The sequence below is a fragment of the Marinobacter xestospongiae genome (assembly GCF_023156385.1).
Taxonomy (GTDB): domain Bacteria; phylum Pseudomonadota; class Gammaproteobacteria; order Pseudomonadales; family Oleiphilaceae; genus Marinobacter; species Marinobacter xestospongiae.
Map to the genome: position 1 here is coordinate 18,123 of NZ_JAKZAK010000006.1, position 24,662 is coordinate 42,784.

At 60.3% G+C, this 24,662-nt stretch carries 19 protein-coding genes and 1 riboswitch; of the genes, 7 read left to right on the top strand and 12 right to left on the bottom strand.

Features of this window, described 5'->3' with window-relative positions; translation table 11 throughout:
- The first annotated feature begins 1 nt into the window (after position 1).
- From MLD24_RS05595 to MLD24_RS05615, 5 genes are read left to right on the top strand one after another with little or no spacing between them, the layout of a single operon-like run.
- A complete protein-coding gene (locus MLD24_RS05595) occupies positions 2–1,159 on the top strand; it encodes a glycosyltransferase family 4 protein (protein ID WP_248165071.1) in 1,158 nt (385 codons plus the stop codon).
- Positions 1,160–3,049, top strand: coding sequence for an asparagine synthase (glutamine-hydrolyzing) (asnB, locus tag MLD24_RS05600; RefSeq protein WP_248165073.1), 1,890 nt, complete (start codon positions 1,160–1,162; stop codon positions 3,047–3,049). It abuts the gene before it with no gap.
- A complete protein-coding gene (locus tag MLD24_RS05605; protein ID WP_248165075.1) occupies positions 3,046–3,885 on the top strand; it encodes a hypothetical protein in 840 nt (279 codons plus the stop codon). The genes asnB and MLD24_RS05605 overlap by 4 nt, the downstream gene beginning before the upstream one ends.
- Positions 3,878–4,993 (top strand): glycosyltransferase, encoded by a 1,116-nt coding sequence (locus MLD24_RS05610; RefSeq protein WP_248165078.1) that lies wholly within the window; start codon positions 3,878–3,880, stop codon positions 4,991–4,993. Before MLD24_RS05605 ends, MLD24_RS05610 begins: the two co-directional genes overlap by 8 nt.
- Before the next feature lie 13 nt (positions 4,994–5,006).
- Positions 5,007–6,449 (top strand): lipopolysaccharide biosynthesis protein, encoded by a 1,443-nt coding sequence (locus tag MLD24_RS05615; RefSeq protein ID WP_248165080.1) that lies wholly within the window; start codon positions 5,007–5,009, stop codon positions 6,447–6,449.
- Between the two features lie 9 nt (positions 6,450–6,458).
- On the opposite strand, the gene MLD24_RS05620 is transcribed toward MLD24_RS05615, so the two are convergent.
- From MLD24_RS05620 to wecB, 5 genes are read right to left on the bottom strand one after another with little or no spacing between them, the layout of a single operon-like run.
- Positions 6,459–7,394, bottom strand: coding sequence for a glycosyltransferase family 2 protein (locus tag MLD24_RS05620; RefSeq protein ID WP_248165083.1), 936 nt, complete (start codon positions 7,392–7,394; stop codon positions 6,459–6,461).
- A gap of 11 nt (positions 7,395–7,405) precedes the next feature.
- Positions 7,406–8,248: a sulfotransferase family protein gene (locus MLD24_RS05625; RefSeq protein ID WP_248165086.1), complete on the bottom strand. Its 843-nt coding sequence runs from the start codon at positions 8,246–8,248 to the stop codon at positions 7,406–7,408.
- The gene (locus MLD24_RS05630; protein WP_248165101.1) at positions 8,238–9,677 is read right to left on the bottom strand and encodes a glycosyltransferase; all 1,440 of its coding nucleotides are present in this window, start codon (positions 9,675–9,677) and stop codon (positions 8,238–8,240) included. The genes MLD24_RS05625 and MLD24_RS05630 overlap by 11 nt, the downstream gene beginning before the upstream one ends.
- Before the next feature lie 24 nt (positions 9,678–9,701).
- A complete protein-coding gene (gene wecC / locus MLD24_RS05635; RefSeq protein WP_248165104.1) occupies positions 9,702–10,967 on the bottom strand; it encodes a UDP-N-acetyl-D-mannosamine dehydrogenase in 1,266 nt (421 codons plus the stop codon).
- Positions 10,968–10,997: 30 nt separating this feature from the next.
- On the bottom strand, positions 10,998–12,122 hold the full coding sequence (gene wecB, locus MLD24_RS05640; protein ID WP_248165106.1) for a non-hydrolyzing UDP-N-acetylglucosamine 2-epimerase: 1,125 nt from the start codon (positions 12,120–12,122) through the stop codon (positions 10,998–11,000).
- Between the two features lie 278 nt (positions 12,123–12,400).
- On the opposite strand from wecB, the gene MLD24_RS05645 reads away from it, so the two are divergent.
- Both MLD24_RS05645 and MLD24_RS05650 read left to right on the top strand, forming a co-directional pair.
- A complete protein-coding gene (locus MLD24_RS05645) occupies positions 12,401–13,423 on the top strand; it encodes a glycosyltransferase family 2 protein (protein WP_248165109.1) in 1,023 nt (340 codons plus the stop codon).
- 225 nt (positions 13,424–13,648) lie between these two features.
- On the top strand, positions 13,649–14,776 hold the full coding sequence (locus MLD24_RS05650) for a hypothetical protein (protein WP_248165112.1): 1,128 nt from the start codon (positions 13,649–13,651) through the stop codon (positions 14,774–14,776).
- 33 nt (positions 14,777–14,809) lie between these two features.
- On the opposite strand, the gene MLD24_RS05655 is transcribed toward MLD24_RS05650, so the two are convergent.
- The 7 genes from MLD24_RS05655 to MLD24_RS05685 all read right to left on the bottom strand — a co-directional run bounded on the left by MLD24_RS05655 (position 14,810) and on the right by MLD24_RS05685 (position 24,384).
- Positions 14,810–15,763, bottom strand: coding sequence for a glycosyltransferase family 2 protein (locus MLD24_RS05655; protein ID WP_248165115.1), 954 nt, complete (start codon positions 15,761–15,763; stop codon positions 14,810–14,812).
- Positions 15,760–17,163, bottom strand: coding sequence for a phenylacetate--CoA ligase family protein (locus MLD24_RS05660; RefSeq protein ID WP_248165118.1), 1,404 nt, complete (start codon positions 17,161–17,163; stop codon positions 15,760–15,762). Before MLD24_RS05660 ends, MLD24_RS05655 begins: the two co-directional genes overlap by 4 nt.
- The gene (locus MLD24_RS05665) at positions 17,160–17,822 is read right to left on the bottom strand and encodes an acyltransferase (RefSeq protein WP_248165120.1); all 663 of its coding nucleotides are present in this window, start codon (positions 17,820–17,822) and stop codon (positions 17,160–17,162) included. The genes MLD24_RS05660 and MLD24_RS05665 overlap by 4 nt, the downstream gene beginning before the upstream one ends.
- Positions 17,819–20,419, bottom strand: coding sequence for a hypothetical protein (locus tag MLD24_RS05670; protein ID WP_248165123.1), 2,601 nt, complete (start codon positions 20,417–20,419; stop codon positions 17,819–17,821). The genes MLD24_RS05665 and MLD24_RS05670 overlap by 4 nt, the downstream gene beginning before the upstream one ends.
- A gap of 88 nt (positions 20,420–20,507) precedes the next feature.
- Positions 20,508–22,001 (bottom strand): lipopolysaccharide biosynthesis protein, encoded by a 1,494-nt coding sequence (locus tag MLD24_RS05675; RefSeq protein WP_227171209.1) that lies wholly within the window; start codon positions 21,999–22,001, stop codon positions 20,508–20,510.
- Positions 22,001–23,473 (bottom strand): exosortase/archaeosortase family protein, encoded by a 1,473-nt coding sequence (locus tag MLD24_RS05680; RefSeq protein ID WP_248165126.1) that lies wholly within the window; start codon positions 23,471–23,473, stop codon positions 22,001–22,003. Before MLD24_RS05680 ends, MLD24_RS05675 begins: the two co-directional genes overlap by 1 nt.
- A gap of 149 nt (positions 23,474–23,622) precedes the next feature.
- Positions 23,623–24,384: a DUF4114 domain-containing protein gene (locus MLD24_RS05685; RefSeq protein WP_248165128.1), complete on the bottom strand. Its 762-nt coding sequence runs from the start codon at positions 24,382–24,384 to the stop codon at positions 23,623–23,625.
- A 44-nt stretch (positions 24,385–24,428) separates the two neighbouring features.
- Positions 24,429–24,509: riboswitch (cyclic di-GMP riboswitch) on the bottom strand.
- Between the last annotated feature and the right edge of the window lie 153 nt (positions 24,510–24,662).

The window sequence follows — 24,662 nt, forward strand, 5'->3', positions numbered from 1 at the left end:
CATGACGACCCTTCGAGTATTGCAGTTCATTACGCCCAACGGTTTCTATGGCGCCGAACGCTGGGTCATCGCCCTGGCCAACAATCTGCCCGGAGATCACTTGCTGTGTGACCTGGCGGTGACCCGTGAGAGCGACGATCAGGACCTCTCGGTGGCTGAGTACTACCCCAGGGAAGCCGGAGAGGTGCACTACCTGCCGATGAAGGGCCGGTTCGATCCCCGGGTCGTGGGCCAGCTGGTGGAGGTGATCCGTCGGCGCCGTATTGATGTGATCCACACCCATGGCTACAAGTCAGACATTCTGGGCTGGCTGGCCGCCCGTCGGGCCGGAATCCGCTGCGTGAGCACACCCCATGGCTACTCCGGCAAGGTGGGCTGGAAGCTGGCGGCCTTTATCCGCCTGGGAACCTACCTGCTGCGCCATTTTGACGCGGTGGCGCCCCTGTCGGAGGAGCTGGTGGACGACATGCGGCGCTTTCGGGTGCCCGATCGCAAGGTGCATTTTATCCGCAATGGTGTCGACCTGCGGGAAATCGATGGCCTCCGTCAGCAACTGCAGCAGACATCGCAAGAGCGTCAGGACAATCACCGCACCCTGGGCTTTATCGGCCAGCTGATTCCCCGCAAAGGCTTGCCGGACCTGCTGAACGCCTTTGACCGCCTCCATGCCCGTTTCCCCGAGCTGAGGTTGCAACTGTTGGGGGAGGGCCGTCAGCGGGATGAGCTGGAGGCCCTGGCGTCGGGTCTCGAAAGCGCGGACGCCATAGAGTTTCTGGGGTTTCGCCATGATCGTCTGGAGCGTCTGGCAGGTTTTGACCTGTTTGTAATGACGTCCTCCCTGGAAGGCATTCCCCGCTGCATGATGGAAGCCATGGCGATGGAAGTCCCGGTGGTGGCATACGACATTCCCGGGGTTGACCAGTTGGTGGATAACGAACAGACCGGACTGCTGGCACCGCCGGGCGACGTTGACCGGTTGGTGGCGCAGTGCGAGCGGGTATTGTCGGATGCTTCGCTGGTGGCGACTCTGCGTCGTCAGGGCCGCGAGCGGATTGACCAGGACTATTCTGCTGCCCGCATGGCCCGGGAGTATGAACGACTGTTTCTGCAATTACTGGATCGTTCACCGGCACAGGCGTCCCCGGGGGAGATCCGCTAGATGTGTGGACTGGCTGGATTTCTTCGTACGCCGGCGATGCCTGCCCGCGACAGTCATGGCGCCTGGCTGGCGCGGATGACCGATGCCATTGTACATCGGGGGCCGGACGCCGAAGGCCACTATCTGGATGACCGCATCGCGCTGGGTCATCGCCGGCTGTCGATCATTGATCTCAGTGAGCATGGCAATCAGCCCATGACCTCTGCCTGCGGCCGTTACGTCATTGCCTTCAATGGTGAGATCTACAACTACCGCGACCTCAAAACGGCGTTACAGGGGCAGGGCGTTTCGTTCAGCACCGAATCGGACACTGAGGTGTTGCTGGCGCTGTATGCCCGCGAAGGCCGCGCTTGCCTGGAGCGGTTAAACGGCATGTTCGCCTTTGTGGTTTGGGACCGGGAGGCCGGCAAGCTGTTCATGGCCCGGGACCGGCTGGGCAAGAAGCCGCTGTATTATTACCAGGCCAACGGCCACTTTGCGTTTGCCTCGGAGATCAAGGCGCTGCTGCCGCTGCCACCGCTGGAGCGCCGGTTGCGCCCGGATGCGGTCAAGGATTTCTTCGCGTACCAGTATGTGCCCGATCCGAAGACGGTGTTCCAGAACCTGTTCAAGTTGCCCCCGGGGTACTGGCTGGAGACCGATGGCCAGGAGACGCAACTGCATCGCTACTGGGACGTGTCGTTTCGCTCCCTGGATGACCGGTCTGAGGAGCAGATCGCGGGGGAGTTGCTGGAGCTGATGTCAGACGCTGTGCGGGTGCGGATGGTGAGCGATGTGCCGTTGGGGGCCTTCCTCAGCGGTGGCATCGACTCCAGTGCGGTGGTCGGGTTGATGGCGGAACAAAGCAGCGGTCCGGTAACGACCTGCGCCATTGGTTTCGATTCCGAGCGGTTTGATGAGGTTCACTACGCCGAGCAGGTCGCCCGCCAGTTTTCCACGGATCACCACGAGTACACCGTGAGGGACACCGTGGCGGACCAGCTCAGGGGCATCGCCCGCTATTTTGACGAACCCTTCGCCGATCCGTCGTTTGTGCCAACCTATTTTGTCTCCCAGTTGGCCCGACAGACTGTGACCGTCGCCCTGGCCGGGGACGGCGGCGACGAGAACTTTGCCGGTTACAGCAAGTACGTCACCGATCTGTGGGAGAACCAGTTGCGGGGGCTGTTTCCCCGCCCGTTGCGACAGCGCCTGTTCCCGACGCTTGCCGGGGTGGCGGGTAAGGGCAGTCACGCCCTGTTCCGCAAGGCCGGGTCGTTGTTGTCTGCGCTTGCCCGGGAGCCGGACGAGGCGTTCTTCCTGACCAACTGTTTTTTCCGTCCAACCCTGTGGGATCAGTTGGCCACCGGGGAACTGGCCCGCGAGACCCAGCACTACGATCCGGCGGAACTGACCCGCATGCACTATGGCCATGCGGACGGGCCCGACCACCTGTCCCGAATTCTCTATACCGACATCAAGACCTACCTGCCGGGGGACATTCTGGTCAAGGTGGATCGCATGAGCATGGCCAATTCCCTGGAGACCCGGGCGCCGCTGCTGGACTACCGGGTGGTGGAATACGCCGCGTCGATACCGTCGGCGCTCAAGCTCCGGGGCCGGGAGAAGAAACACATTCTCAAGCAGTCGCTCAAGCCGATGTTGACGGATGACATCCTGTACCGGAAGAAAATGGGATTCTCGGTGCCGCTGGCGGAATGGCTGGGGCAGGAACTGCGTAACCTGGCCCACGAACGCTTCACCGCCACCGACGGCGGGCTTGCCCAGTGCTTCGACATGACTCAGTTGCAGTCCCTCTGGCAGCGTCACCTGGCTGGCGAGCAGCAGTTCAGCCAGGAATTGTGGAGCCTGCTGGTGTTTGATCTCTGGTGGCAGGAGTACGGTCCATGAAAGCCGTCCGCACGGGCATCGTCCTGATCGCCGTGGTATTGGGACTGACGCTGTTGGCGATCAATCTGTATGGCCTGAGCCAGCCGCTGCGCAGGCCCGGACTTGGCGTGACCGAGCTCGACCAGCTGCGGTTTGTGCCCAAGGAAGTGGTGAGCTACCACCGCAGCCTGGCCCTGATTGATGAGCTGGCAGAGCTGGACTCTCCTCATGTCGTGGCGGAACGGGCCAATCAGATCACTAACGCCAGCCTCGTTCATGTCGACTGGAAACGGGTAGACCCGGTGGCCTATCGCCAACTGGTGCCCGTCTGGGAGAACTATTTCCTCTGGGCCATCGGACGGTTTTCCGGCCTGCCCCAGTTCGAGCGGTATCACTATGCCGATTACCGCCGCAACCTGAAGCGGGGCATCGGCATCTGTGGCGATGCGTCGACCATCCTGTCGTCGGTTCTGGACCGGTACGACATCGACAACCGCATTGTCTCCTTCGCCGGTGGCCACGTGATCGTGGAATATCAGGTGCCGGGCGAGGAGAGCGCACGACTGTTGGACCCGGACTTTGGTGTGCCGTTGACCGTGTCCCTGGACCAGTTACTGGCCGACCCGGGCCAGGTGCGCGACGCTTACCTGGCGGCGGGTTACAGCGCGGCGGAAGTGGATTATCTGGTGGAGATCTACGGTTCCCGCTATGCCTTGTTTGATGACACCTATCACTTTATGACCAAGCGCTATCTCTTTGAAAATATGAGTTATGTTATGAAGTGGCTGTTGCCTGTCGGGCTTCTGGCGGTGGCGGTTTTTCTGGCTCCCAGCAGACAACGCAGGTTCCATGGCTAAGACTCCAATCCGTATTACGCACGTTACCTTCAACATGGGCATCGGTGGGACCGAGCAGGTGATCCGGCAACTGGTGTCCAACATGCCGCAGTCGGACTTCTGCAACCAGATCGTCTGTATCGACGGTCAGATTGGGGAGATCGGCCAGCAACTGGCCCGCGACGGCATCGAGGTACGCTCGGTTCCCCGCCAGCCCGGTTTCGACTGGCAGCTTGTGAGGGCGCTGAGGGACCATATCCGCGAATTCGACAGTGATCTGGTGCACTGCCATCAATACACCCCCTGGGTGTACGGCTGGCTGGCGGCGCGGGGCACGGGGGCTCGCGTGGTGTTCACCGAGCATGGTCGTTTCCACCCGGATCGACGCCGATACAAGGCCATGCTTATCAACCCCATGCTGGCCTTGCTCAGTGGCGCGGTGGTGGCGATATCCCGTGCCACCCGGGAGGCCCTGCACCGTTACGAATTCCTGCCCCGGCGGGGGATTCGGGTTATTTACAATGGCATTCGTGGTTTACAGCGGGATGCCCGTGAGGGGCAGTCGATCCGCCAGTCCCTGGGCATCCCCGGGCAGGCGCGGCTGGTCGGAACCGTGGCCCGACTCGACCCGGTCAAGAATCAGGGCATGATGTTGGCGGCGTTTGCCGAACTTGCCAGCGAGATGCCGGATCTGTGGTTGTTGATGGTGGGGGATGGTCCGGACCGTGCGGGCCTGGAGCGGCAGGCGGAACAACTGGGACTGGCGGAGCGGATTGTCTTCACCGGGTTCATTGAACAGCCCGCCCAGTACCTGGCCACCATGGACCTTTTCCTGCTCTCGTCCCACACGGAAGGCACCTCGATGACATTGCTGGAAGCAATGAGCCTGGGCGTTCCCGCGGTGTGCACCGAGGTCGGTGGCAACCCGGAGATTGTGGCCGACGGAGAAACCGGGCTGCTGACACCTCCAGGCGACAGCGCGGCGTTTGCTGAAGCCATGCGCCAGCTGCTGACCCGGCCAGAACTGTATCAGCGGCTGGCGAGCAACAGCCGCGACCGTTTCGCCAAGCGCTTCTCCGTCGATCACATGTTGGCGGAGTACAGCGCCATCTACCATTCCCTCGCTTGAGCCGCAGTTGCCGATGTCTTCCATTCGTCAGGCCGTTATCTATTCCTCCGCCGCCCGCTACAGCATGAAGCTGATCGGGCTGGCGTCCACCATGCTGATTGCCCGGCTGCTGACGCCGGATGAGATCGGTACCTTTGCGATTGCCAGTGCCATCGTGATGATCATGACCGAGTTTCGTATGCTTGGCGCCGGCGGCTACCTGGTTCGTGAGGAGGAGCTCACCGCCGATAAGGTCCGGCGGGCGCTGGGGCTGACGGTGATTATTTCCTGGGGGCTGGGCGCGCTGATCCTGCTATCGGCACTCCCGGTGGCGAGATTCTATGACCTGGAGCCGCTGGCTGGCATTTTCGCGATACTGGCGCTGGGGTTCTTTCTGGCGCCTTACATCAGTATTCCGACGTCGCTGCTGTCCCGGCACATGGAGTTTCGGGTGCAGTTCAAGATCCGCTTTATCGGCAGTATCGTCGGTTTTGTTTCCACCATCGGGCTGATACTGGCCGGCTTTAGCTATTACGCGCTGGCCTGGGGGCAGACCCTGGTGGCTCTGCTGAACTTCCTGATGCTGATCCAGCTCAAGCCCCGGGACATGGTCTGGAAACCCAGCTTCCGCGGTCTCGGTGAGGTAGCCAGCTTTGGCGTGTTCAGCTCAGCGACCAATTTTCTTCGCAAGCTGAAAGTCACCGCCCCGGACATGATCATCGGCAAACTGGGGACCACCACCCAGGTGGGTATGTTCTCCCGTGGTCTCGGCTTTGTGGAATTCATTTCCCAGACCCTGATGATGGGGGTGACGCCGGTGGCGCTGCCATACCTCTCCAAAACCCGGCGCGAGGGCGGTGACGTGACCCAGGCCTATCTGCGGGCCAGTGTGTTACTGGGGGCACTGGTGATTCCGGTGCTGGGGGTGGCGAGCCTCGCCAGCCTGCCCACCATTCGCCTGTTCTTCGGGTTGCAGTGGGACGCCGCAGCGCCCATTGCCACCTGGCTGGCGTTCTGGGGAATGGCCAGGTGTGTGCACTGGTTTGCCAACGACCTGCTGCTGGCGGCAGGCCGTGAGCGGATCATGCTGGTCAAGGAAGCGCTGGTGCTGTCGACGCTGGTGCCGGGGATCTTCTGGGCCTATCCCTATGGCCTGGAGTGGATCGGGCGGGCGTTTCTGGTGGCGGGGATCGCAGAGGTGCTGATTACCACCGTGCTGTTGCGGGTGTTGTTTCAGCTGCACGTGACTGATTTGCTCAGGGCCTGGCTTGGCAATGGCGTTCTGCTGTTGCTGTGCATGGCCGCCACCTGGGGGATCGGGCTGTGGGTGCCGTTTGACCAGGACCAGTACTGGAAGCCGATTCTGGTGATTGCTCTGGTATTGCCATGGGTCTGGTTGGCGGGGCTGGCGCTGCTGCGGCATCCGTTGTTTGATGAACTCCGGGGCCTGGCAGGGCGACTCCGGCGCAAGCGCTGATACCGGTGGTCAGAAAAACTTGTACCGGACACTGCCGGTGAGTACGTAAGCCAGCTCGGAGCGTGCCTGCCACAGTGCATACAGCTTCTTGCGGCCATGATGACTGCTGCCGAGACTGCGGATCAGGTGCAGGCACTCCATCACCCTGCGTTTGACCAGTATTTTTTCGAAGTCAGGGTGACCGGAGCGACGGCACCACTCCAGCGCGTTGCTGATGGCCGTCAGGTTGTCCTGGATCAGCAGGCATTGGGGACGAACCCGTGAGGCGCCGTCACTGGTGATATGGATGATGACGTCCAGCGCATCGGAATAGCCCACCCGATGAGCTTCAACGACCGCCCGCCAGAAGAACTCATAGTCCTGACAGGTTTTCAGGGTCGGGTTGTAGTGGTATTCCAGCCGGTCCAGCAGGCTGCGCCTGACCACCACGGTCGAGGTCTTGATGCCCCAGACTGCCAGAAGATAACGCTTGTCGCCAAAATCCGAGGCGGGCTGGTGCTGCCGGCCATTGTCCTGGCGACCATCACTCCAGTGATGGCGCCGGTTGCCATGGAGAAACTCCAGGTCCGGTGTGGCCAGGATCATTGCGCGGTCAGTGGCGAGCTTGTTGGGCAGCCATTCGTCGTCGGAGTCCAGGAACGCAATCCAGTCACCCCCGGCATGTTCGATCCCCCGGTTGCGGGCAGCCGCTGAGCCGGCATTGGCCTGCCGCAGGTAACGCACACGGCTACCAAACTGCTGTTGCACCAGCTGCTCGGTGCCGTCGGTGGAGCCGTCATCGACAACCAGAATCTCCATGGGTGGGCAGGTTTGCGACAGCACGGATTGAATCGCCCGTGTCAGGTTGTGGGCCCGGTTGTAGGTCGGAATCACCACGCTGATGCGGGGTGTGTTTGCGGTGTCGGGGGCTCGGCCTTGAGCTTGTGATGAAACGGGCTTGATCATCGTCGTGCGTCCTATTCCGGTACCCAGGTTGAGGTGTCGATACCAAACTCGCTCTGCAGCAAACGGCTGTCCTGATGATAGAAACGCTGGAGTTTGTCGCGTTGGGCCTCGGTCAGGGCGGGTTTTCTGATTTCCTGGCCACCAATGTCGCCAAGGCTGGCGACCGCTTTCTTGAAGGTGAAGGGCAGGTCCCGCTGCTCCAGGTGGCGGCGATAGAACTCGGAGATCCACTTGCCCATGGGGGACTTCATGACGACCCGGTTGGTAGCGTTGTGGATACGGTTCAGGTCCGGGGCCTGATAGGTCTCATCGACGTTCAGAAAGCGATAGATGCGTTTGACCGTGTCAGCGGCATTGTGCTTGAGGTCTTCCATCGCAAACACCAGCAGCTGATCGCGATCAAATTTCTGGAGGTAGTGTTCCAGCTGGTAGAAGTAGCGGCCCTGCCAGGCACTGGCCTCGTTGTCCAGATTGTCCAGGGTGCGCTCGAAGGGGCGGCTTTCAATGCCGGTCTGAACGCGCTTCAGGTAGTGGGAAAGGTAGCGCTCAATGGGGTCGCGAACCACATAGATCAGTCTCATGGCCGGGTTGTAGTGCGCAATGCGGCCGGGTACGTCGTCGGTGAAAGGTGCTTTGGTGTAGCTGGTGGAGGCTTCGCCAGCGGCCTTGATGCTGCTGGCGTTGGGGAAGCGGGATTCGTACCAGTCGAACCCCTTGTTCCAGTATGTGGGATTGGAGAAAAAATTCAGTTCTTTAACCTGGGACATGCCAATTTCAGGGTGGGGTTCCAGGTATTGGAAAAGGCTGGTCGTACCGGATCTTGCTGCGCCTATAACCACAAAATTAGGTTTCATGGGGCTGCCTTTCGCGACTGAGACTGAGTAGGGTCTGGATCAGGTCCTGAGTGATGTTCTCAATCAGGAAACGGCTCCGGTTCGGGTAGGCCTCGTCAATGCCGGCACCCGTCGCAACTCGTTGTATACGATTAACAAGATAGTCCACGATGGCCTGATGTTCCTCCTGCGCCAGGCAGGTACCGAGCTGATATTTTCTGACCAGATTGGCAAGCGCGCCGTGATCGGGCGTGATGTGCAGAATGGGCTTCTCCAGCGCCAGGTAGTCGTAGAGCTTCGACGGTACCTGGGTTTTGGTGCCGGACTGGATATTGACCACAATGTCAGCACCGGCAAGATCACCCAGACACTGACGGTACGGCTGGGCGGGTTTGACGATCAGCGACCCCTGCTCGATCAGATCGGCGTAGCGGTCGTGGACATCGTAATCCAGCGACAGGTCACCAATCTGGGTGAACACCACCTTCTGGTCCGTCTCGGCCAGCTGGCCGTTGACCTCGCGTATGGCATCCAGCAACGACGCCGGGTCGCGGACGCCATACAGGAAGCCGGCGTGGCACAGGTTCAGAGTGCCAGCCTGATGGGGTGCGGTGGCATCCGGCAGGTCCTGGAAATCAGATTGATCAATTCCGTTCGGCATCACCAGGAACTTGTCCGGATTGACCTCGGGATAACGCTCGAGGAATTCCGTCATCAGCGGTTCGGTGTTGAGAGACACCGCCGAGGCGTGCATTACGATGCGGCGCTCCAGTTTGGCGCTCAGACGGTCCAGCCAGGGCCCTTTGGACTGATGGAACGGGTTGTTGACCCAAGGGTCGCGGAAATCGGCCACCCAGGGCTTGCCACTGACCAGACTGATCAGATAGCCCACCAGCAACCCTGACCAGGGAGAGCCGGTGGCAAAGATGACGTCAACCTGGCCGCGCCGGACCAGGCGCCAGCCGCGGAAGAACGCCGGCAGAATCCATGGGCCGGCCTGGTCGGGAAAGTAGCAGAGGTTGTAGATGAAATCCTTCAGCTGCTGCAGGCGCCCACGCTTGCCGGCGCCATCAGCTTCGGATTTGAACACCACCTTTTGCGGCTGGGTGGCGGATGCCTGGTTAGTATCCTCCGTCGTACCGGAGGAACGAACCCGGGACAGCAGGGACTTGATCAGCCCCCGCAATGCGAGCAGCAGCTTAAACAGATCCCAGCCTTTGACCCGGTGGATGGTCTCGCTGTTGACGGGCAGTTGCACGTGGCTCAGGGCGTTGTCGCCATCCGCTACGTCCTGATCGTTGGTGAGTACGTGGCATTCGCCATTCTCAAGGTTTCTGAGAAATTTCAGGGTGCGCATGCTACCTGGCACACCGGTACTGACGGTCGGAGGGTAAAAGTACGCGATGAACAGCGCCTTGGTTCCCTGAAGGTCGGCCTTGGGGGCAGTCATGGAAACATCTCGCTTGCCGGGTTTTTAGTTAACAAGTCCAACAGTATCAATAAGCTGCGGAATGCTTTTTATCTCGTTTCTGGCTTCTGTGAAGGGCTTGTGCCTGACCAGTATGCAGACAATGTCGGCTTCTTCCAGTGCCTCGGACAGTGAGGCTTTACGCAGGTTGGGACGGCTGAGGTGGTCCGGCAGCGTGCGGACGTTGGGCTCGACCACCAGCACCTGGCAACCCAGTTCAGCGATGGCCCGGGTGATCTTCAGCGCTGGGCTTTCCCGAAGATCGTCGATGTCTGGTTTGAAGGCGACGCCCAGGCAGGCAACCTTGATGTCCTGGCGGGTGCGACCGGGCAGATCCCGGTGCAGAGCTTCCATCATGCCGGTGACTTTCTGCAGTACCCAGTCCGGCTTATGGTCATTGACCTCCCGCGCCAGCCGGATAAGTCGGGCCTGCTCCGGCGCACTGTCCACAATGAACCAGGGGTCAACAGCGATACAGTGCCCGCCCACGCCGGGGCCGGGGCTGAGGATGTTGACCCGGGGGTGACGATTGGCCAGTCGGATCATCTCCCAGACATTGATGTCCAGGCGATCACAGATCAGTGACAGCTCATTGGCGAAGGCAATGTTGATGTCGCGGAAGCTGTTTTCGGTGAGCTTGGCCATCTCCGCGGTGCGAGCGGTGGTGGTGATGCAGTCGCCCTGGACCACCTTTTTGTAAAGTTTCAGCGCTTCGGTGGCACAAGTTGGGGTAATGCCCCCGATCACCCGGTCATTCTCCACCAGTTCCCGTATCACCTGGCCTGGCAGCACCCGCTCCGGACAATGGGCAATGCGGATATCCGAGGCATCACCGGCCTGATGGGGAAACGTCAGGTCTGGGCGCTCTTCCGCCAGCCAGGCGGACAACTGCTCTGACGTCCCCACTGGTGATGTGGATTCCAGCACCACCAGGTTGCCTGCCGCCAGAACCGGAGCGATGGCCCGCGCGGAACTCTCGACATAGGCCAGATCCGGCACCTTGTCGTCCTTGAACGGGGTGGGGACGGCGATCAGGAAGGCATCGGCCGGTTCCGGTTGGGTCGCGGCTTTCAGGTAGCCTTCGGTAACGGCAGCGCGGACCACGATGTCGAGGGAGGGCTCGACAATGTGAATCTCGCCCCGGTTGATGGTATCGACGGCCTGCTGGTTCACGTCCACCCCCAGCACCTGGATGCGCCGGGAGGCGAACACTGCGGCGGTGGGGAGGCCGACATACCCAAGCCCCATTACTACGATCTTACTGACATTCATGGTCCTGTTCCTTGAACTGCTGATCGGCTGTCATCGAAGGGTCTGTGCCAGGCTGGCGATGATGCGCTCGCAGGCCTGACCGTCACCATAGGGATTGTGCGCCCGGGCCATGTCGTCGTAGGCCCGGGTATCGTTGAGCAGGGTCTCCACGGTGCCGGTGATGGCCTCCACGTTGGTGCCCACCAGTTTCACGGTGCCTGCGTCCACCGCTTCCGGGCGTTCGGTGGTATCCCTGAGCACCAGTACCGGCTTGCCGAGGGAGGGCGCTTCCTCCTGAATGCCGCCGGAATCGGTGAGTATCAGGTGGCTGCGCTGCATCAGGTAGACAAACGGCAGGTAGTCCTGGGGCGCAATCAGGTGGACGTTTGGTGTCTGGCCAAGACGTCTGCGTACCGGTTCCTGAACCTGGGGGTTGAGGTGAACCGGGTACACCACGTCGCACTCCGGGTGATTTGACGCGATGCGGGCCAGGGCGTCGCAGATCCGCTCGAAGCCGCCGCCAAAGCTTTCCCGTCGATGGCCGGTGACGAGAATCAGGCGACGATCCGCGGCCAGGAATGGAAAACGTCCGGCGAGTTCGGCCTGCAGTTCCGGCGCACGCTGAATGCGATCGGCGACATTGAGGAGAGCGTCAATCACGGTATTGCCGGTAACGGTGATGAGTCCGTCTTCCACGCCTTCGGCAAGCAGGTTCTGACGGGCACCATCGGTTGGCGCGAAATGCAGGTTGGTCAGGGCTCCAGTGAGACGGCGGTTGCCTTCTTCCGGCCACGGGGAGTAAAGGTTGCCGGTTCGCAAGCCCGCCTCGACATGGCCAATGCAGGTTTTGTGATAGTAGCCCGCGAGGCTGGCCGCGAACGTGGTGGTGGTGTCGCCATGAACCAGCAGGCAGTCCGGTCGCACCTCCTGCAGCACCCGGTCAACCCCGGCAATGACCCGTCCGGTCAGCTCTGCAAGACTCTGTCCGGGTTTCATCACATTGAGGTCGAACTGGGGTTCGATGGTGAACAGATTCAGCACCTGATCCAGCATCTCCCGATGCTGGGCGGTGACACACACATAGGACTCGAAACGGGAATCGTCGCCGAGCGCCTTAACGAGCGGAGCCATTTTTATGGCTTCCGGTCGGGTTCCGAAGACAGTGAGAACCTTCATCAATGTCCTTCCATGGTCCGATACATTTCGGATAAAATTTGTTACAAAAGTTTACCAGATAAATGCCGGTGACTGCATAGCACAATTATCAGCATCGCGATGAAACTGGATGGAACGGGTATCGGACGATATACCTTTATATAGCAGCCGGCCGTCAGGTTTGCCCGATCGCGAGTGACGGGCTAATGACGGGCTAATGACGGGCGAGCGACGGCCAAGCTGATGGACAAAGCAGCCACCAGCGAATTCTGAGGCGACAGGGAAGGGAGCAGGCGCGAGTGTCGGAAACATCAGTACCGGGGGATTTAGCGGCAGCGGGCGACGCTGATCGCGCGGTCGGCATGACAGTGGTGATCCCGGCCCACAATTGCGAGCAATATATAGAAGAGACCATCGCCAGTGTGGAGGCCCAGACTCTGCCGCCGGTCGAGGTGATTGTGGTTGAGAACGCCTCCAGCGACGGTTCCCGGGAACTGATTGCCCAGTTGGCGGAAGAAAGCCATCTGAAAATCCGGTTGGTGACGACGGATTGCCCGGGCGTGTCCAACGCCAGGAACCTGGGCTTCTCCCTCGCTCACACACCGCTGGTTGCCATGCTGGATGCTGACGACCGCTACCTGCCTGGATTCCTCAATTCGGCCTCTGAAGCATTTTCCCAACAGCCAACGTTGTGCCTGTTCTTCGGAAACCGCAGACCGCTGCGTGATGGCGAGGTGGTTGATGAGCCCTTTCTGGAGCGCACGGGGTTGCCTTCACTGGCATTTACGCCATTGGCAGGGGACAGCCGGCTGATCCGCAACGGACTGTTTGAGCTTCTGCTTCGGGGCAGCGTGGTGTCCTGCAGTGGTGCGGTTGTTCGACGTTCTGCCGCCTATCGGGCGGGGCTGTTTCCGGTATCACTGAATTCCAGCGAAGATCGCTGCTTCTTCAGCCGACTGGCACTGGAAGGCCCGGCGGCCTATACCCTGGCGCCGACGCACCACTACCGCAGCCACCCGGCCAGCAAGACCGGCAGCAGCGGCTGGCTCGAGATCCGGCGCAACATGGTGCGCTGTCTGGCCCAGCTCCAGCTGGACACGCTGGAACGGGGGCTCACCGCCGCTCAACGTGAGGCACTTCAGCAGGCGTTCAGCCAGGCACTGGCCGGATTTCACTATTCTGCGGCGGACAACGGCCTGGCCAGCTTTCTTGATGCCCGCGCCTGGAGCCGCCGGGCCGGGTTGCCGGTCACCCGGTCGCCAAAACTCTGGCTGAAGGCGGTAAAAAACAGCATCGGTCGACAACAGCCGGCAAATATATAACGGAAGGGGATATGGTGGCGGTATTCAGCAGAACTCTTTCTATAGTGCGTCTGTGCGCCATAACATTCGGTGCTAGACTTTGTGTAATTGCGACCTATCCGTCGCAGGCGCTTTCGGTTGACGAGTCGTGATCCAGGACCTGCCAGGGCCGTTGGTTTGGTCACAACCACAGGGACAGGAATCCTTTACCCTAGATCAAGGGTTGCATGTATAGGGCTAAAAACTATGAATATCTCTAAATTGGCTTCAGGTCTGGTACTGGCATTGGGTATGAACTCGATCGCCATGGGCGAAGCCGGCGTGATCTTCCAGGACAACTTTGACAACCAGCCGGATTTTACCTCCACCATGCATTCGACCGAGTCAGCACAGGACGCGAGCCTCGGATTCACTCTGCCGGAAGGTTGGACCCACCTCTACCAGGGCACCCGCTGGTCGCCGGAGACCGGCTATCCAGACAACCATGCGTCCCTGGAAATACTGGCATCCAATGCCGACAAGGCCCGCGGCGGTAGCGGCAAGTCCGCGGTGTTCTGGCGGGAATCCTACACTCCGGATTCCGGCTGGGCGATGTGGAACTCTGACAGCCAGTTGATGAAGATCCTGGATCGGGGTTACGACCAGCTCTACGTTGAGTTTTACATCCGTTTCTCAAAGGAATGGTGGAACCGCACCAACGCCTCCAGCTATACCTCGAAAATGTTCCGGGTCGGCCACTGGAATGGTCAGGGGACTCCCTACAGCGGCTATCGCGGCGACCTGGGGCCCATCGCTTTCTGGGATTACAAGCGTGACAACTACGGTCTCAGGCACGTGATCGCCTTTCGCGGCGGGCCGCCCCAGACCGACAACTACTACTTCAAGGATCAGTACCGCCGTGGTGAATCCCGCAACTACACCTCCTCGATAGAAGGCCAGGAAGAGGGGGGGACTGATCCGAAGCTTCAGGATCAGGTCTATGGCGGCAACATTGTGGATTACAGCGGCATCGTGGAGCACGACCAGGTCTTCGGGGATGAGAATCGCTGGACCAAGGTGGGCTTCTACGTGAAGATGAACTCATCACCCGGTGCCACCGACGGCATCTATCGGATCTGGGTGGATGGGCACCGGGTACTCAACCGAACCAACATTCCCTGGACCATGGACAATCCGGAAAACCGGATGGTCAAGTGGAATTACTTTGCCATCAGTGGCAACGACTATTTCCAGGCGGAGCCCAACAGTCAGAGATTCGAGGACTGGTACGCTATTGATGACGTGGTGGTAATGGACGACTACCCCGGTTCAACCGGCGGCGTGGACGATGGCGTGATGCCGCCGAATCCGCCCCAGAACATCACGGTGGAATAGCGTTCTAACGATTTCAGCGCGGTTTGAAAGGCCTCAGGCGACTTGGCGGTTCCTGAGGCCTTTTAGTATCCCGAGGCTGCGGCCGACCAGGTAGGCGAGGTCGAGCAGATAGATGCGGACCAGTGCGGTCGGGCCCGGTGGCCGCCGGAAACCTGCCCGCAGCAATCGCTTGGCAGTCAGCACCAGTGGCAGCAGCAGGCTGAACACCAGCAGCCCGAGCCCAATGGGGGGCAACAGAGCCAGGGCCGCCAACGCCGTTAACAGGCACACCAGAAATACGCTCACCAACAGGAACACCGGGTCCCGGATCGAATCCTCAATGCGGGAGAGGTAGTTCTCTGCGTGCCAGCTTTGTCGACGAATGAACTCGCCAAGGGTGAGGGCATTGCCAAGATGGACGACGCTCAAGCGGTCGTCGAAGCGCAGTGGCAAGCCGGCCTGGATGACCTGGTCCGACAGCATGGAATCCTCTCCAGAGCTCACCTGTTCGTTGAAACCACCGAGTGTCTCAAACGTGTGTCGGGCAATGAGGATGGAGGCACCGATGAGCTTGGAGGGCAGTGTGGTGGGACGATCCGGGGCGGAAAGCAGCCAGTACTTCTCGACCCAGACCGGGTCCGGTCGCAGTTTGCAGCCCCCGCCAAACACCGACCCGGGATGGGCCGCAATCAGCGCCTCGGCGTGAGCCAGCCAATCCGGGGACAGCAGACAGTCACCATCAATAAACACCAGAAACTCGCCGCGACTGTGTCGGGCGCCATGGTTGCGCACGGCGCCCACTTTGCCATCCGGAAACTCCAGTATCTGCACGCCGGCAAAGCCGCGGGCCAGCGCAACGGTGTTATCGCTGGAGCCATTGTCCACGACGATGACTTCGACGTCGCCACGCTGGCCGATGCCCTCGCGGATTGAGGTCAGGCACTGGCCAATGTATTGGGCTTCATTATGGGCGGGTATCACGATGGAAAAGCGGTAACGAGTGGTCATGCCTGGTCCATTGCCTGCGTTCCCTGGGGCGCTGAAAGTTCGCGGATCACCGCCCGAAACTTGCCATTGGCCCCCCGGGGAATCCGGTCCACCTGCTGTACGGTGATGGCCAGCATCCCGGCGGTGCGTTTGCTCAGGTTGTCCTTAAGCGTCCGCAGTTCGGCGGGGTCGAGATCCGGCTGCACCACCACCTTGATGGTGCAGTGATCTTTGGCGTCCTGAATAATCTGGGCTTCGGCGATGCCGTTGAGGCCCTTGAAGATGTGATCCAGCCGGCCGATACGGCGACCATCGGGGGTCTCGACGTAGTCGTCGATGCGGCCATTGATGCGGGCAAGGCTGGTGGGGCGTAGCGGTTGGTATGCCGGTTCCGGCAGTTGGGCGGTATCACCGATGTGGTACCGTAACAGTGGCATGGTGGTATTCGTCAGCGTGGTTGCTACCAGGGTGGCGGTCTCGGCCCCCGTCGTCTCATCGGGAATGGCTTCGGTGATACCCAGCACCGGGTTGAGCCGATAGAGTCCCTCACTGTCCTGTCCGGCAAACAGGGCGTACTCGGCCGTGCCATAGTAGTCCCGAACCGGGCAGCCGAACACGGATTCAATCACTGTTCTCTGCCAGTCCAGCAGGGTTTCGGAGTTGGTGACCACCGCCTGTGGCTGAAAGCCCGGGCGGGTTCCTGCCTGCTGGTAGTGGTTGGCCAGGTCGGCAATAGCCGATGGGTAGCCAATCAGCTCCATCGGCTGAAAATGCTCCAGCGCCTGTTGATACCAGGGAAAACTGTTGTCATTGAGGTGGTAACTGGAGAACAGCATCTGGTTCTCCGCCCGGTTGAAGCGGGCAAAGGGGGGCGTTGTGCACTCAGCGGGCTGGATCATGCGCCCGGCGAAGGTGGCCCGTCGGGCGCCAAAGGGAACCCCATGGTATTCCTCGAATTCCACCAGCAGTGCCATGGCGAGTTGGTAGGTGCGGCGGTTCACTGCCAGCGCCAGGGGGGTGCCGGTCGACCCGCTGGTATGCTGGATCATAAAGGGTTGCTCACCGGCTGCGCGGAATCGTTCGGGCTCTGCGCGCAGGGTCGCCTTGTCGAGGATGGGCAGTTTGGTCAGGTCCCGGGTGGCGGTGAAATCCTGTTCGGTCAGCCCCAGTTTTGCAAACAGGGACTGGTAGTAGGGGACGGAGTGACGACAGTGTCGCACCATCTCATGGAGTCGTTCGGACTGGTAGGCTTCGATCTCATCGGCGTCCCAGTGACGGGCCCGGCGCACTTGCTCGAGCAGCTCACGATAAACGCCGGTATAGCGTTTACGGTAGAGGTTATAGCCATAGGCTGACACCAGCAGGTTCTGAAACCAAACCGGTGAGCCGTCATAAACCCGTTGAACAATTCCGGCGGTCATGGTGACGTTTCCTCCCTGACAGTACCCTCAGTGCTGGAACCCCGTTGTTCGCCGTCAGCGTCATGTGCCTGCTGGTAGCGGTTGCGCAGGCGGCGAGCCGGGTTGCCAGCCAGAATGTCGCCGGTTTCGAATTCGGCGACCACCACGCTGCCGGCGGCGACGATGCTGTGATCCTTCACTGAGGTCAGTACCACGGCCTGATTCCCGAGCCAGCAGTCGGCACCAATCGATACTTTCTCAAAACTGCCTCCCTGCTCACGAATGGGCTTGCCGGGATCGCTGAAATCATGCTGTCGGCTGCCACTGAGAATGTGTACGCCACTGCCCAGCAGTGTATTGGGACCGATAAAGCACTTGCCAATATTGCACTGGGGCCCGATGTAGACGCCGGATTGAATGCTGGTGTCCCGATGCGACAGAACGGTCAGAAAACCAATGGAAATGTCGTCGGAGGTGTCGGGGCAGGCGAGTCGATAGAAGGCTGCCCGAAGGTAGATGCCCAGTTTTCCCGGCACCAGGCTCAGGGACTGGGAGAACGACTGAAACACGCCATCCCGGTTTCCGGCCAGACTCATCAGATGGCACAGCAGCCACAACGGCAGGGCGAGGCCCAGAAACACCGTTTTCACTGCCCGTTTGATCACCTGCCGCCTGTTCATGAGCGATCCAGCCTCGCGTTGAGCCAGGCCTTCTCCCGTGCTGGCCGAAAGCCCACGATCCCGGTGATCAGGCGCCGGGTCATCCGTGCCAGCAGGTGGGACCAGGTCATGACCGGAGTCGACAGGGCCGCGATGGCCTGCTCGTTCGGTTCCGGCGCCTGACACGGCACGGGAAGGGGCTGCTGATGGGGGCCATGGTTCTGCATAAGGATCACCAGAATGCGAGTGAAATGGGCTTCCGGGCTGTCGGTCAGGGTGTCGGTAACCTGGTCGAGCCAGTGTTTGCCCTGAGCCAGGAAGTCAGTGCGCTGGTCCGGGAACAGGCCGCCAGCCTGGTACATCAGCATGGCCTTGCGGATATCCTGGGCGACCCAGGTATCGTTGGCGAATTCCAGTGGTTCGGGGTCCTCAAGAAATGGCCGTTCGTGAGTCCTCATCCATTGCGCATAGTGACGGAACGCCGAGAGCGCGAACTGGTACGGACCGTCCGTACGGTCGAACTGGCGCTTGAGGTTGAGGTATTTCACCAGGCTGGCGAGCAGCACCAGATAGGACCAGCCGGTCTCAACATCGAGCAGATCCCGCTGGTCCAGGTTATCATCCGGGTGGATGGTGCCCTGAATCACTGATTCGCAACGCGCAAGCCAGCGCGATTCTCCGGTAAGCAACCAGGCATCGAGCAGGGCGTTGAGGTAGTTACCGGTTCCCCGGGTGAACGGGTAACGGTGTTTGAGCGGCGCCTTGCCCTGGAGTAGATCTTTGAGCTTGGGGACGTCCTGTTTCTTCAGTGCCAGCAGTTGCTCCAGCAGTCCGCCTTGCCCCTCATGAATCGTCACCATCCACTCCGCCAGTTCCAGCACGGCGTCCCGGGAACGGTCATTGCCTGTTAAGTAGTAGTGATACAGCAACCCACTGGTGTAACAGTGTTCCGCCGCTGGACCGCCACCAGTCTGGCCGGGGGTGGAGCTGGTGTGGTTGTGTTGGCTGAAGGTGCGATGGGTGGCGGTATGGGCATCCAGATAATGGTCGGTATGCCAGAACAGCCCGTTGTTGTATTCAGAGCGGTCTTCCTGGGTATGGTAGATGTCGATGTCGGTGACATGGCAGGCCAGATCGTCCATCAACTCATACCAGCGCTGATCGCCGGTCAGCGCAAACTGGCGGGCAAAGCCCTGAATCGGATCGTACTGGTTGTTGTAGTGAGAAATCAGAGGCGGCTCACCAGGCTCCTGATACAGCGTTTCATGGTCGGCAAACAGGTCGCCGAAATTGCGCCAGCCATACTCGTCGATGATTTTCCGTTTGGCGAAAAAACCGGTATCTGGATCGAGACCCCGCTGGATCAGCGCCTCCAGGGCTCCGGGTTTGGCGTCGGCCTGGAAGTGAGGAAAGACCTGGCAGGTTTCGACATGGGCAGGTTCCAGTACTGGGCAGAGCGGCTGCTGGGTCCAGTCCAGCGCCTGGGCATCGTCCCCCCAGTGCAGGTAAGCGGTCCGGGTTTTCCGTTCCCCGCCCTGCAGTTCATGACAGTCGGCGGTATCGCCGGGGAAGAGTTCGATCACCAGGCCATCGCTGTCGGCGCCAAGCCTGCTTGGAAAGTTCTGCCAGAAGCGCTCCAGACTGGCCTGGAGGGTGGTATCCGCCCGGGTAAAACCGAGGATCGGGCTGGCCTGATCACCGCCTTCCGGAGGCTGGTTGCCGATATTGACCCGGTAACCCCGGAACCGGGGCCGGCTGACACCATCGGCCCCGATATGGTTGCGGCTGTGCCAGTTGTCAAAACCACTGGATTCCTGCAGCAGACTGATGGTGTCTGAAGACGTCCGGGATTCGGCCAGCGGCGTTGGCTTCAGCCAGACCTGGTAGGGCCGTTCGGCGGACTCCCGGTCCACGTGCAGTGCCAGGCTCCTGAAGCGCAGTGAGCCTTCGTCACCCAGATCCCAGAGCCCACCGGAATGCCTTGCCCGCCGCGGGTTGTGCAAACAGATCTCTGCAGCCAGGGTGCGGCCATGGTCCAACAGGTCCAGGCGGCATTGGAAATGCGCCACAGCCTTCTTCTTACCGTCACCCCGAGGGTCGAGGAAGTACCCGCTGGCGTGGAATCGGCGGCTGATCAGGCCCTTGCCAGCCAACGCCCAGCTGGTGTCGAGGGCTCCGCGGTACTGGGTGCCATCCTCGCCTTCAAGAACGAGGGAACAACGGGCCTTCTGATCGTTGTTCGGGGCATTGAAGCGCCAGCTTGGCTGATTGTCGTCAAACTGCAGATTGTCTGGCCAGGAGGGCGTTTCAGCCTGAAGGGCTGGCCCTTGCTGGTGCTTTAACTGGAGGGTAAGAGACTGTCGGGCATCCAGATCGAGCAGGAATTCCAGCAATACCCAGCGGAGGCTGCCATCTGGCCAACGGCCAGTGACGGTAACGTCGCAGGGAACCGCCGTTTCCTTTCGTTCACCTTGTCCCGGTCCTTGCTCCATCGAAGTGAGTGTGAGTTCTTCGGTCTGGTGGACCTGAGAGCGGGCAATGGGCACGCCGCAGCGTATCCGCTCCCGTCGCCGGTTGAGGCCGTGGTGTTCCTGAAGCTGTATCGAAATGGGGGTCACGGTTGCGCTACTACCTGAACTGTCAAAGTATGCGAGTTATTGAAAGAATAGCTCTTTTTTTGTGTTACATAAAGTTACATTCGGCTCGTTAACGGGCATCGCCGGGGTGTCGGTTCCTTGTCAGCAGACTTCCCAGCAACTCCTGCACCTGCCGGAATTCCTCGGTATGGCGGAGGATCAGCAGGCAGGCCACGATAAACACCGCGCCATAACTCACCAGCACCAACGGGCCCATCCAGAGCAGCTCGATCACTCCGATCGGCTCGCCTGCGGCGGTCAGTGAAGACCGTCCAGCCAAGGCGAGAAAGGCCGCGAGCGCGGCCAGCAGGGCAGTGGCCGTTGGCAAACAGAGGAAGGCCAGGCGTTGCAGGCCAAACTGGCACCAGCGATTCAGTAACAGCATCAGGGCGGCGGTTGTCAGCACCGCCAGCCAACCCCGCAACCAGGCCATGGTGTCGAGGTTGCTGCTGCCATAGAGCAGGAGGGCCGCGATGATGGTTAGTGTGGAGATCACATCAAACCAGAACAGGGGCTTGACCCGCCCCTGGGCGATTACGGCGTCGCTAGTCAGGGCGAACAGACAAAACGTGAAAAAGAACAGGCCAAAAGGACGCAATAGTGGGCCATAGGCCGCCCAGTCACTGCCCAGCAACAGGGCGACGATGGCCTCTGGAAACAGCATGATGATGGCAGTGATCGGGGTGAGCAGGGTAATCATGATGGCCAGGCTGAGGCGCACCCGATAGGCCAGCACCTCGGCCTGATCCTTGCGCTCGGCGATCGCCGCCAACAGCGGCTCACTCATCGGGATAATGGCGGACAGCGCCGGCAACAGGCTGATCTCCCGTACCAGGTTGTAGCCACCAAGCTTCTCGGTGCCGAAGAAGCGGGACACCAGCAAGTTATCAATCTGGGATCGGGTGAACCCGACCAGGCCACGCATCAGCAACCATTGGCTGAACTGCCATTGCTCCCGGGCATGGACCAGGGTCCATCGCGGCCGGAAGCTGTGGACGCGATAGGACCCGACCGCCAGTATGACCGCCGACACCACATTGCCGGCAATGATGGCCCAGTGATCCGGACGCACCAGCGCCAATCCGATGACCGTGATGAACGACAGGCTCTTCTGCCACAGCGTCAGTCGGAACAGCGGGCGGTAATTGATCTCCCTGGCCAGCTTCATCATTCCGGGAGTTTTGAGGGCCCGGATTGGCAGTGTCAACGCCGCTACGCTCAATGCCAGGGTTAGTTCCGGGGTGTCGAAATAGCGGGCAAGCGCCGGCGACGAGGCGATGATCAGTACCGCCACCGAGGACTTGATCACGACGTCGAGACTCCACGCGGTGTGGAGGTCGTCATCGCTGAGGTGCTTTTTCTGGACAATGTACTGCTGGTTCCCGGTTTCGACGAGAAGCTCAAAGAACTGCAACGCAATGGTGACCAGGGCAACGATGCCGAAATGCTCGGGGGTGAGCAGGCGGGCCAGGATCAGCGTGCTGATAATGCCCAGCCCACGCTGGACTACCTGCAGGCCCAGCAGCAGGGCGGCGCTTCTGATGACCCGGAATCCGGCTGACACTAGCTGTTTGATCCGTCGATTGTCTGGGGCGCCTCATCCCTGGGGTGCAGCGTCAAGGTAGCAAGTTGCGCTTCCATGTCCAGCAGGGCCTGGTCACAGCTGAGCCGATCGCAGGCCAGTTGCGCAGTAACCAGCGCGAACCGGCTCTGGCCACTTAGGGTCGCCGGTATCTGAAGTAACTTGGCCTGTTGGTAGCTCTGCGCCCGGAACTGCCCAACCTGATACCACTGGGCCAGCACGACCTGTTCGCGGGTAAAGATATTGCGGTAGAGGCGGGCCCCTTGAGGGCTGGTTTTCTGTAACTGCCAGGTGTCCTTATCAACCGGGGGGCGTAGGTAGGGAACCAGTTTGTCATTGCTCTGGCGTTTCTGAGTCTGGGCCAGGGAATACCAGAACGGCCCGGATTGCCAGACTTTCTGGTCAAGATTGCCCGGTAGTTCCATGGGCAGCGGCAGTCCGGCACTGGCCTCCACCCGGGCATCGACGAGCTCCAGGGTCCAGGGTGGTTTCGGGTTACCCGGGGCCTGGAAAAACGCCAGCGAAACGGGCCCCAGCAGAGCGGCTGCAACCACAAAAGCGAGTGCCGGGCGACGGATCGAGCCTGGTGCTGTGATGTGTCCCGGTTGGCGACGTTTGACCGGTGCCAGATACAGAGCAGGCCCGATAAAGAAAGCAAACACCACCCAGCCGAGGAATTCGTGATCGGTGATCAGGGCACTTTCCATATCCGTAGCGTAGGCCACAACCACCAGGATGGTGATGCGTACCCAGTTGGCCAGCAGGCCGAGGGCTACCGCAACGCCCAGGCATGCAAGCCAGCCGCGCCAGCGATAGTCGTTGAGAACCGCCGTTACCATCGACAGCAGAATGGCGATGGCGAAGTAACGAATGCCGGAACAGCCATCGGCGATGACCAGGCGGCCATAGGGCAGGGTGATGTAATGCCCCTCAATCAATGCGGTCATCCCCATCCATTGCACCCAGGTGCCCACGACCGCGCTGGCCATTGCCACCAGTGGTGGCACCAGGTCGGCCCAGATTGGCAGGGACAATGACAACAGCAGCAGGTATGGAAGAAACGCGCGGGTAGCCGCCCAACCCAGCAAGGTCCAGCAGGTGGCTGCCAGCCCTACTGGAAGAAGCAGGTAGGCGAGGGTGTCGATACGTGCCAGTTCAATCAGTAGCCAGACAAGAACGGTGGCCACAAGCGCGAGGCCGCCACCCAGGGAGGCTTTGTTCAGAGAAATCGAGGGTGTGTCTGCGTTGCGGGCGGTCAGAGGTGGGTGCAGCAGTAACAATCCGATGAACAACGCTGCGGTGGCCAGACCGTGGACCAGCACCTGTTCAAACTGCAACCACTTTGACAGCAAACGCCACCAGGTGGGGTAAAAAAGTATCAGGCTGATCAGTGTGACCGTGAGATAGGGTACAGCCTGGGGCAGGTTCGTGTGCGCCTTCCTTAACATCGACATCCGGGGTCCGCCTGACCTGAGCGACTACGTTACAGCATACTGGGTATTCGCCGCCGTTCAACAACCTGGGCTTAACCGGCGGTGATTTGGCCCTGGCAGAGCCAATAAAAAAGCCAGCCGAAGCTGGCTTTGGGATACTACTTGCTGGCTTACGCCTTTTTACGACGGGCCGCGCCCAGACCGGCCAGGCCGAGACCGAGCAGCGCCAGGGTTCCCGGCTCGGGAACAGGCAGTACGGACTCAACCATCACCACCAGGTCATTGAAGTCCTGGTCGCCATCGGCGTAAAGCACGTCTTCCCAGCCGAGGATGAACTCGTTGTCAGTCCAGGTGCCGGCGAAGTAGCCAGGGATGTTGATCGTGTCAACGTCGTTGCCCTGCAGGGCCACCATCTGATCAGAACCGTTGGCGTTCAGATCGCTGTCTGAGAAGAAGGTGGGACCGGAAGCGCTGCCCAGATAGTAGCCGAACTGGTTGCTGGAAAAGTCGATGCCAGTGTCGGAGCCATTGATACCAACCGAACCATCGGCCAGGAAGCTCAGAGTTACCTGGCTGCCGAAACCGTTGTTGGGGCCGTCGCTGCCGGAAAACAGTTCAACGAAGGTCGTTGGATTCGAGCGATCGTAGACACCGAATGTGTTTGACCCGGAATTGCCCGCAACCTCTACTACGAAGGTGCTGACACTGCCGCCTGAGCCGGTAATGCTCCAGTAGCTGTCCAGACCGTCATCCAGTTGATCCGCGTTGACATCAATGGAAGAACTTCCCGGGGTTGGTGCGGTGGTGATTGCGTCAATCTGGCCCTGCAGACCGGTACCAACGCCGTCATCGCCATCATTACTGACATAGACCGCACTGGCCGAGGAAGCCCAGGTCAGTGCCATTGCTGCAGTCAGGAGTTTCAGTTTCATGGAATTGTCTCCAATTTGTCACTAATTCCTTGTATCCATCTCTCTTGTGCAGCCAGGCCGTCTCTATTGTTTTGAGATCCTTGGCTTTCCGTCCCACCCTCACAGATGGTTTGGCCGGTGGGTGAGCTTGTTCAAACCCCTCCCTGCCGAGTAATAAGCGATTACCGTGCCAATGTTGTAGCTAATTGATTTTCTGAACTTTCCGAGGTGCTCTGTAATGGGCATGTAAAAGAAGCTGACAAGCAGGGTGTGGTAGAGCACCAACACTGTTACGCCCA

What these genes read in the sequence shown, in the direction of transcription:
- MLD24_RS05620 (WP_248165083.1), bottom strand. Translation starts at nt 7,394, where the DNA reads ATGATCAAGCCCGTTTCATCACAAGCTCAAGGCCGAGCCCCCGACACC.
- MLD24_RS05655 (WP_248165115.1), bottom strand. Translation starts at nt 15,763, where the DNA reads ATGACCACTCGTTACCGCTTTTCCATCGTGATACCCGCCCATAATGAA.
- MLD24_RS05630 (WP_248165101.1), bottom strand. Translation starts at nt 9,677, where the DNA reads ATGACTGCCCCCAAGGCCGACCTTCAGGGAACCAAGGCGCTGTTCATC.
- wecB (WP_248165106.1), bottom strand. Translation starts at nt 12,122, where the DNA reads ATGAAGGTTCTCACTGTCTTCGGAACCCGACCGGAAGCCATAAAAATG.
- MLD24_RS05665 (WP_248165120.1), bottom strand. Translation starts at nt 17,822, where the DNA reads ATGAACAGGCGGCAGGTGATCAAACGGGCAGTGAAAACGGTGTTTCTG.
- MLD24_RS05595 (WP_248165071.1), top strand. Translation starts at nt 2, where the DNA reads ATGACGACCCTTCGAGTATTGCAGTTCATTACGCCCAACGGTTTCTAT.
- MLD24_RS05610 (WP_248165078.1), top strand. Translation starts at nt 3,878, where the DNA reads ATGGCTAAGACTCCAATCCGTATTACGCACGTTACCTTCAACATGGGC.
- MLD24_RS05685 (WP_248165128.1), bottom strand. Translation starts at nt 24,384, where the DNA reads ATGAAACTGAAACTCCTGACTGCAGCAATGGCACTGACCTGGGCTTCC.
- MLD24_RS05605 (WP_248165075.1), top strand. Translation starts at nt 3,046, where the DNA reads ATGAAAGCCGTCCGCACGGGCATCGTCCTGATCGCCGTGGTATTGGGA.
- wecC (WP_248165104.1), bottom strand. Translation starts at nt 10,967, where the DNA reads ATGAATGTCAGTAAGATCGTAGTAATGGGGCTTGGGTATGTCGGCCTC.
- MLD24_RS05650 (WP_248165112.1), top strand. Translation starts at nt 13,649, where the DNA reads ATGAATATCTCTAAATTGGCTTCAGGTCTGGTACTGGCATTGGGTATG.
- MLD24_RS05625 (WP_248165086.1), bottom strand. Translation starts at nt 8,248, where the DNA reads ATGAAACCTAATTTTGTGGTTATAGGCGCAGCAAGATCCGGTACGACC.
- MLD24_RS05660 (WP_248165118.1), bottom strand. Translation starts at nt 17,163, where the DNA reads ATGACCGCCGGAATTGTTCAACGGGTTTATGACGGCTCACCGGTTTGG.
- MLD24_RS05680 (WP_248165126.1), bottom strand. Translation starts at nt 23,473, where the DNA reads ATGTCGATGTTAAGGAAGGCGCACACGAACCTGCCCCAGGCTGTACCC.
- asnB (WP_248165073.1), top strand. Translation starts at nt 1,160, where the DNA reads ATGTGTGGACTGGCTGGATTTCTTCGTACGCCGGCGATGCCTGCCCGC.
- MLD24_RS05615 (WP_248165080.1), top strand. Translation starts at nt 5,007, where the DNA reads ATGTCTTCCATTCGTCAGGCCGTTATCTATTCCTCCGCCGCCCGCTAC.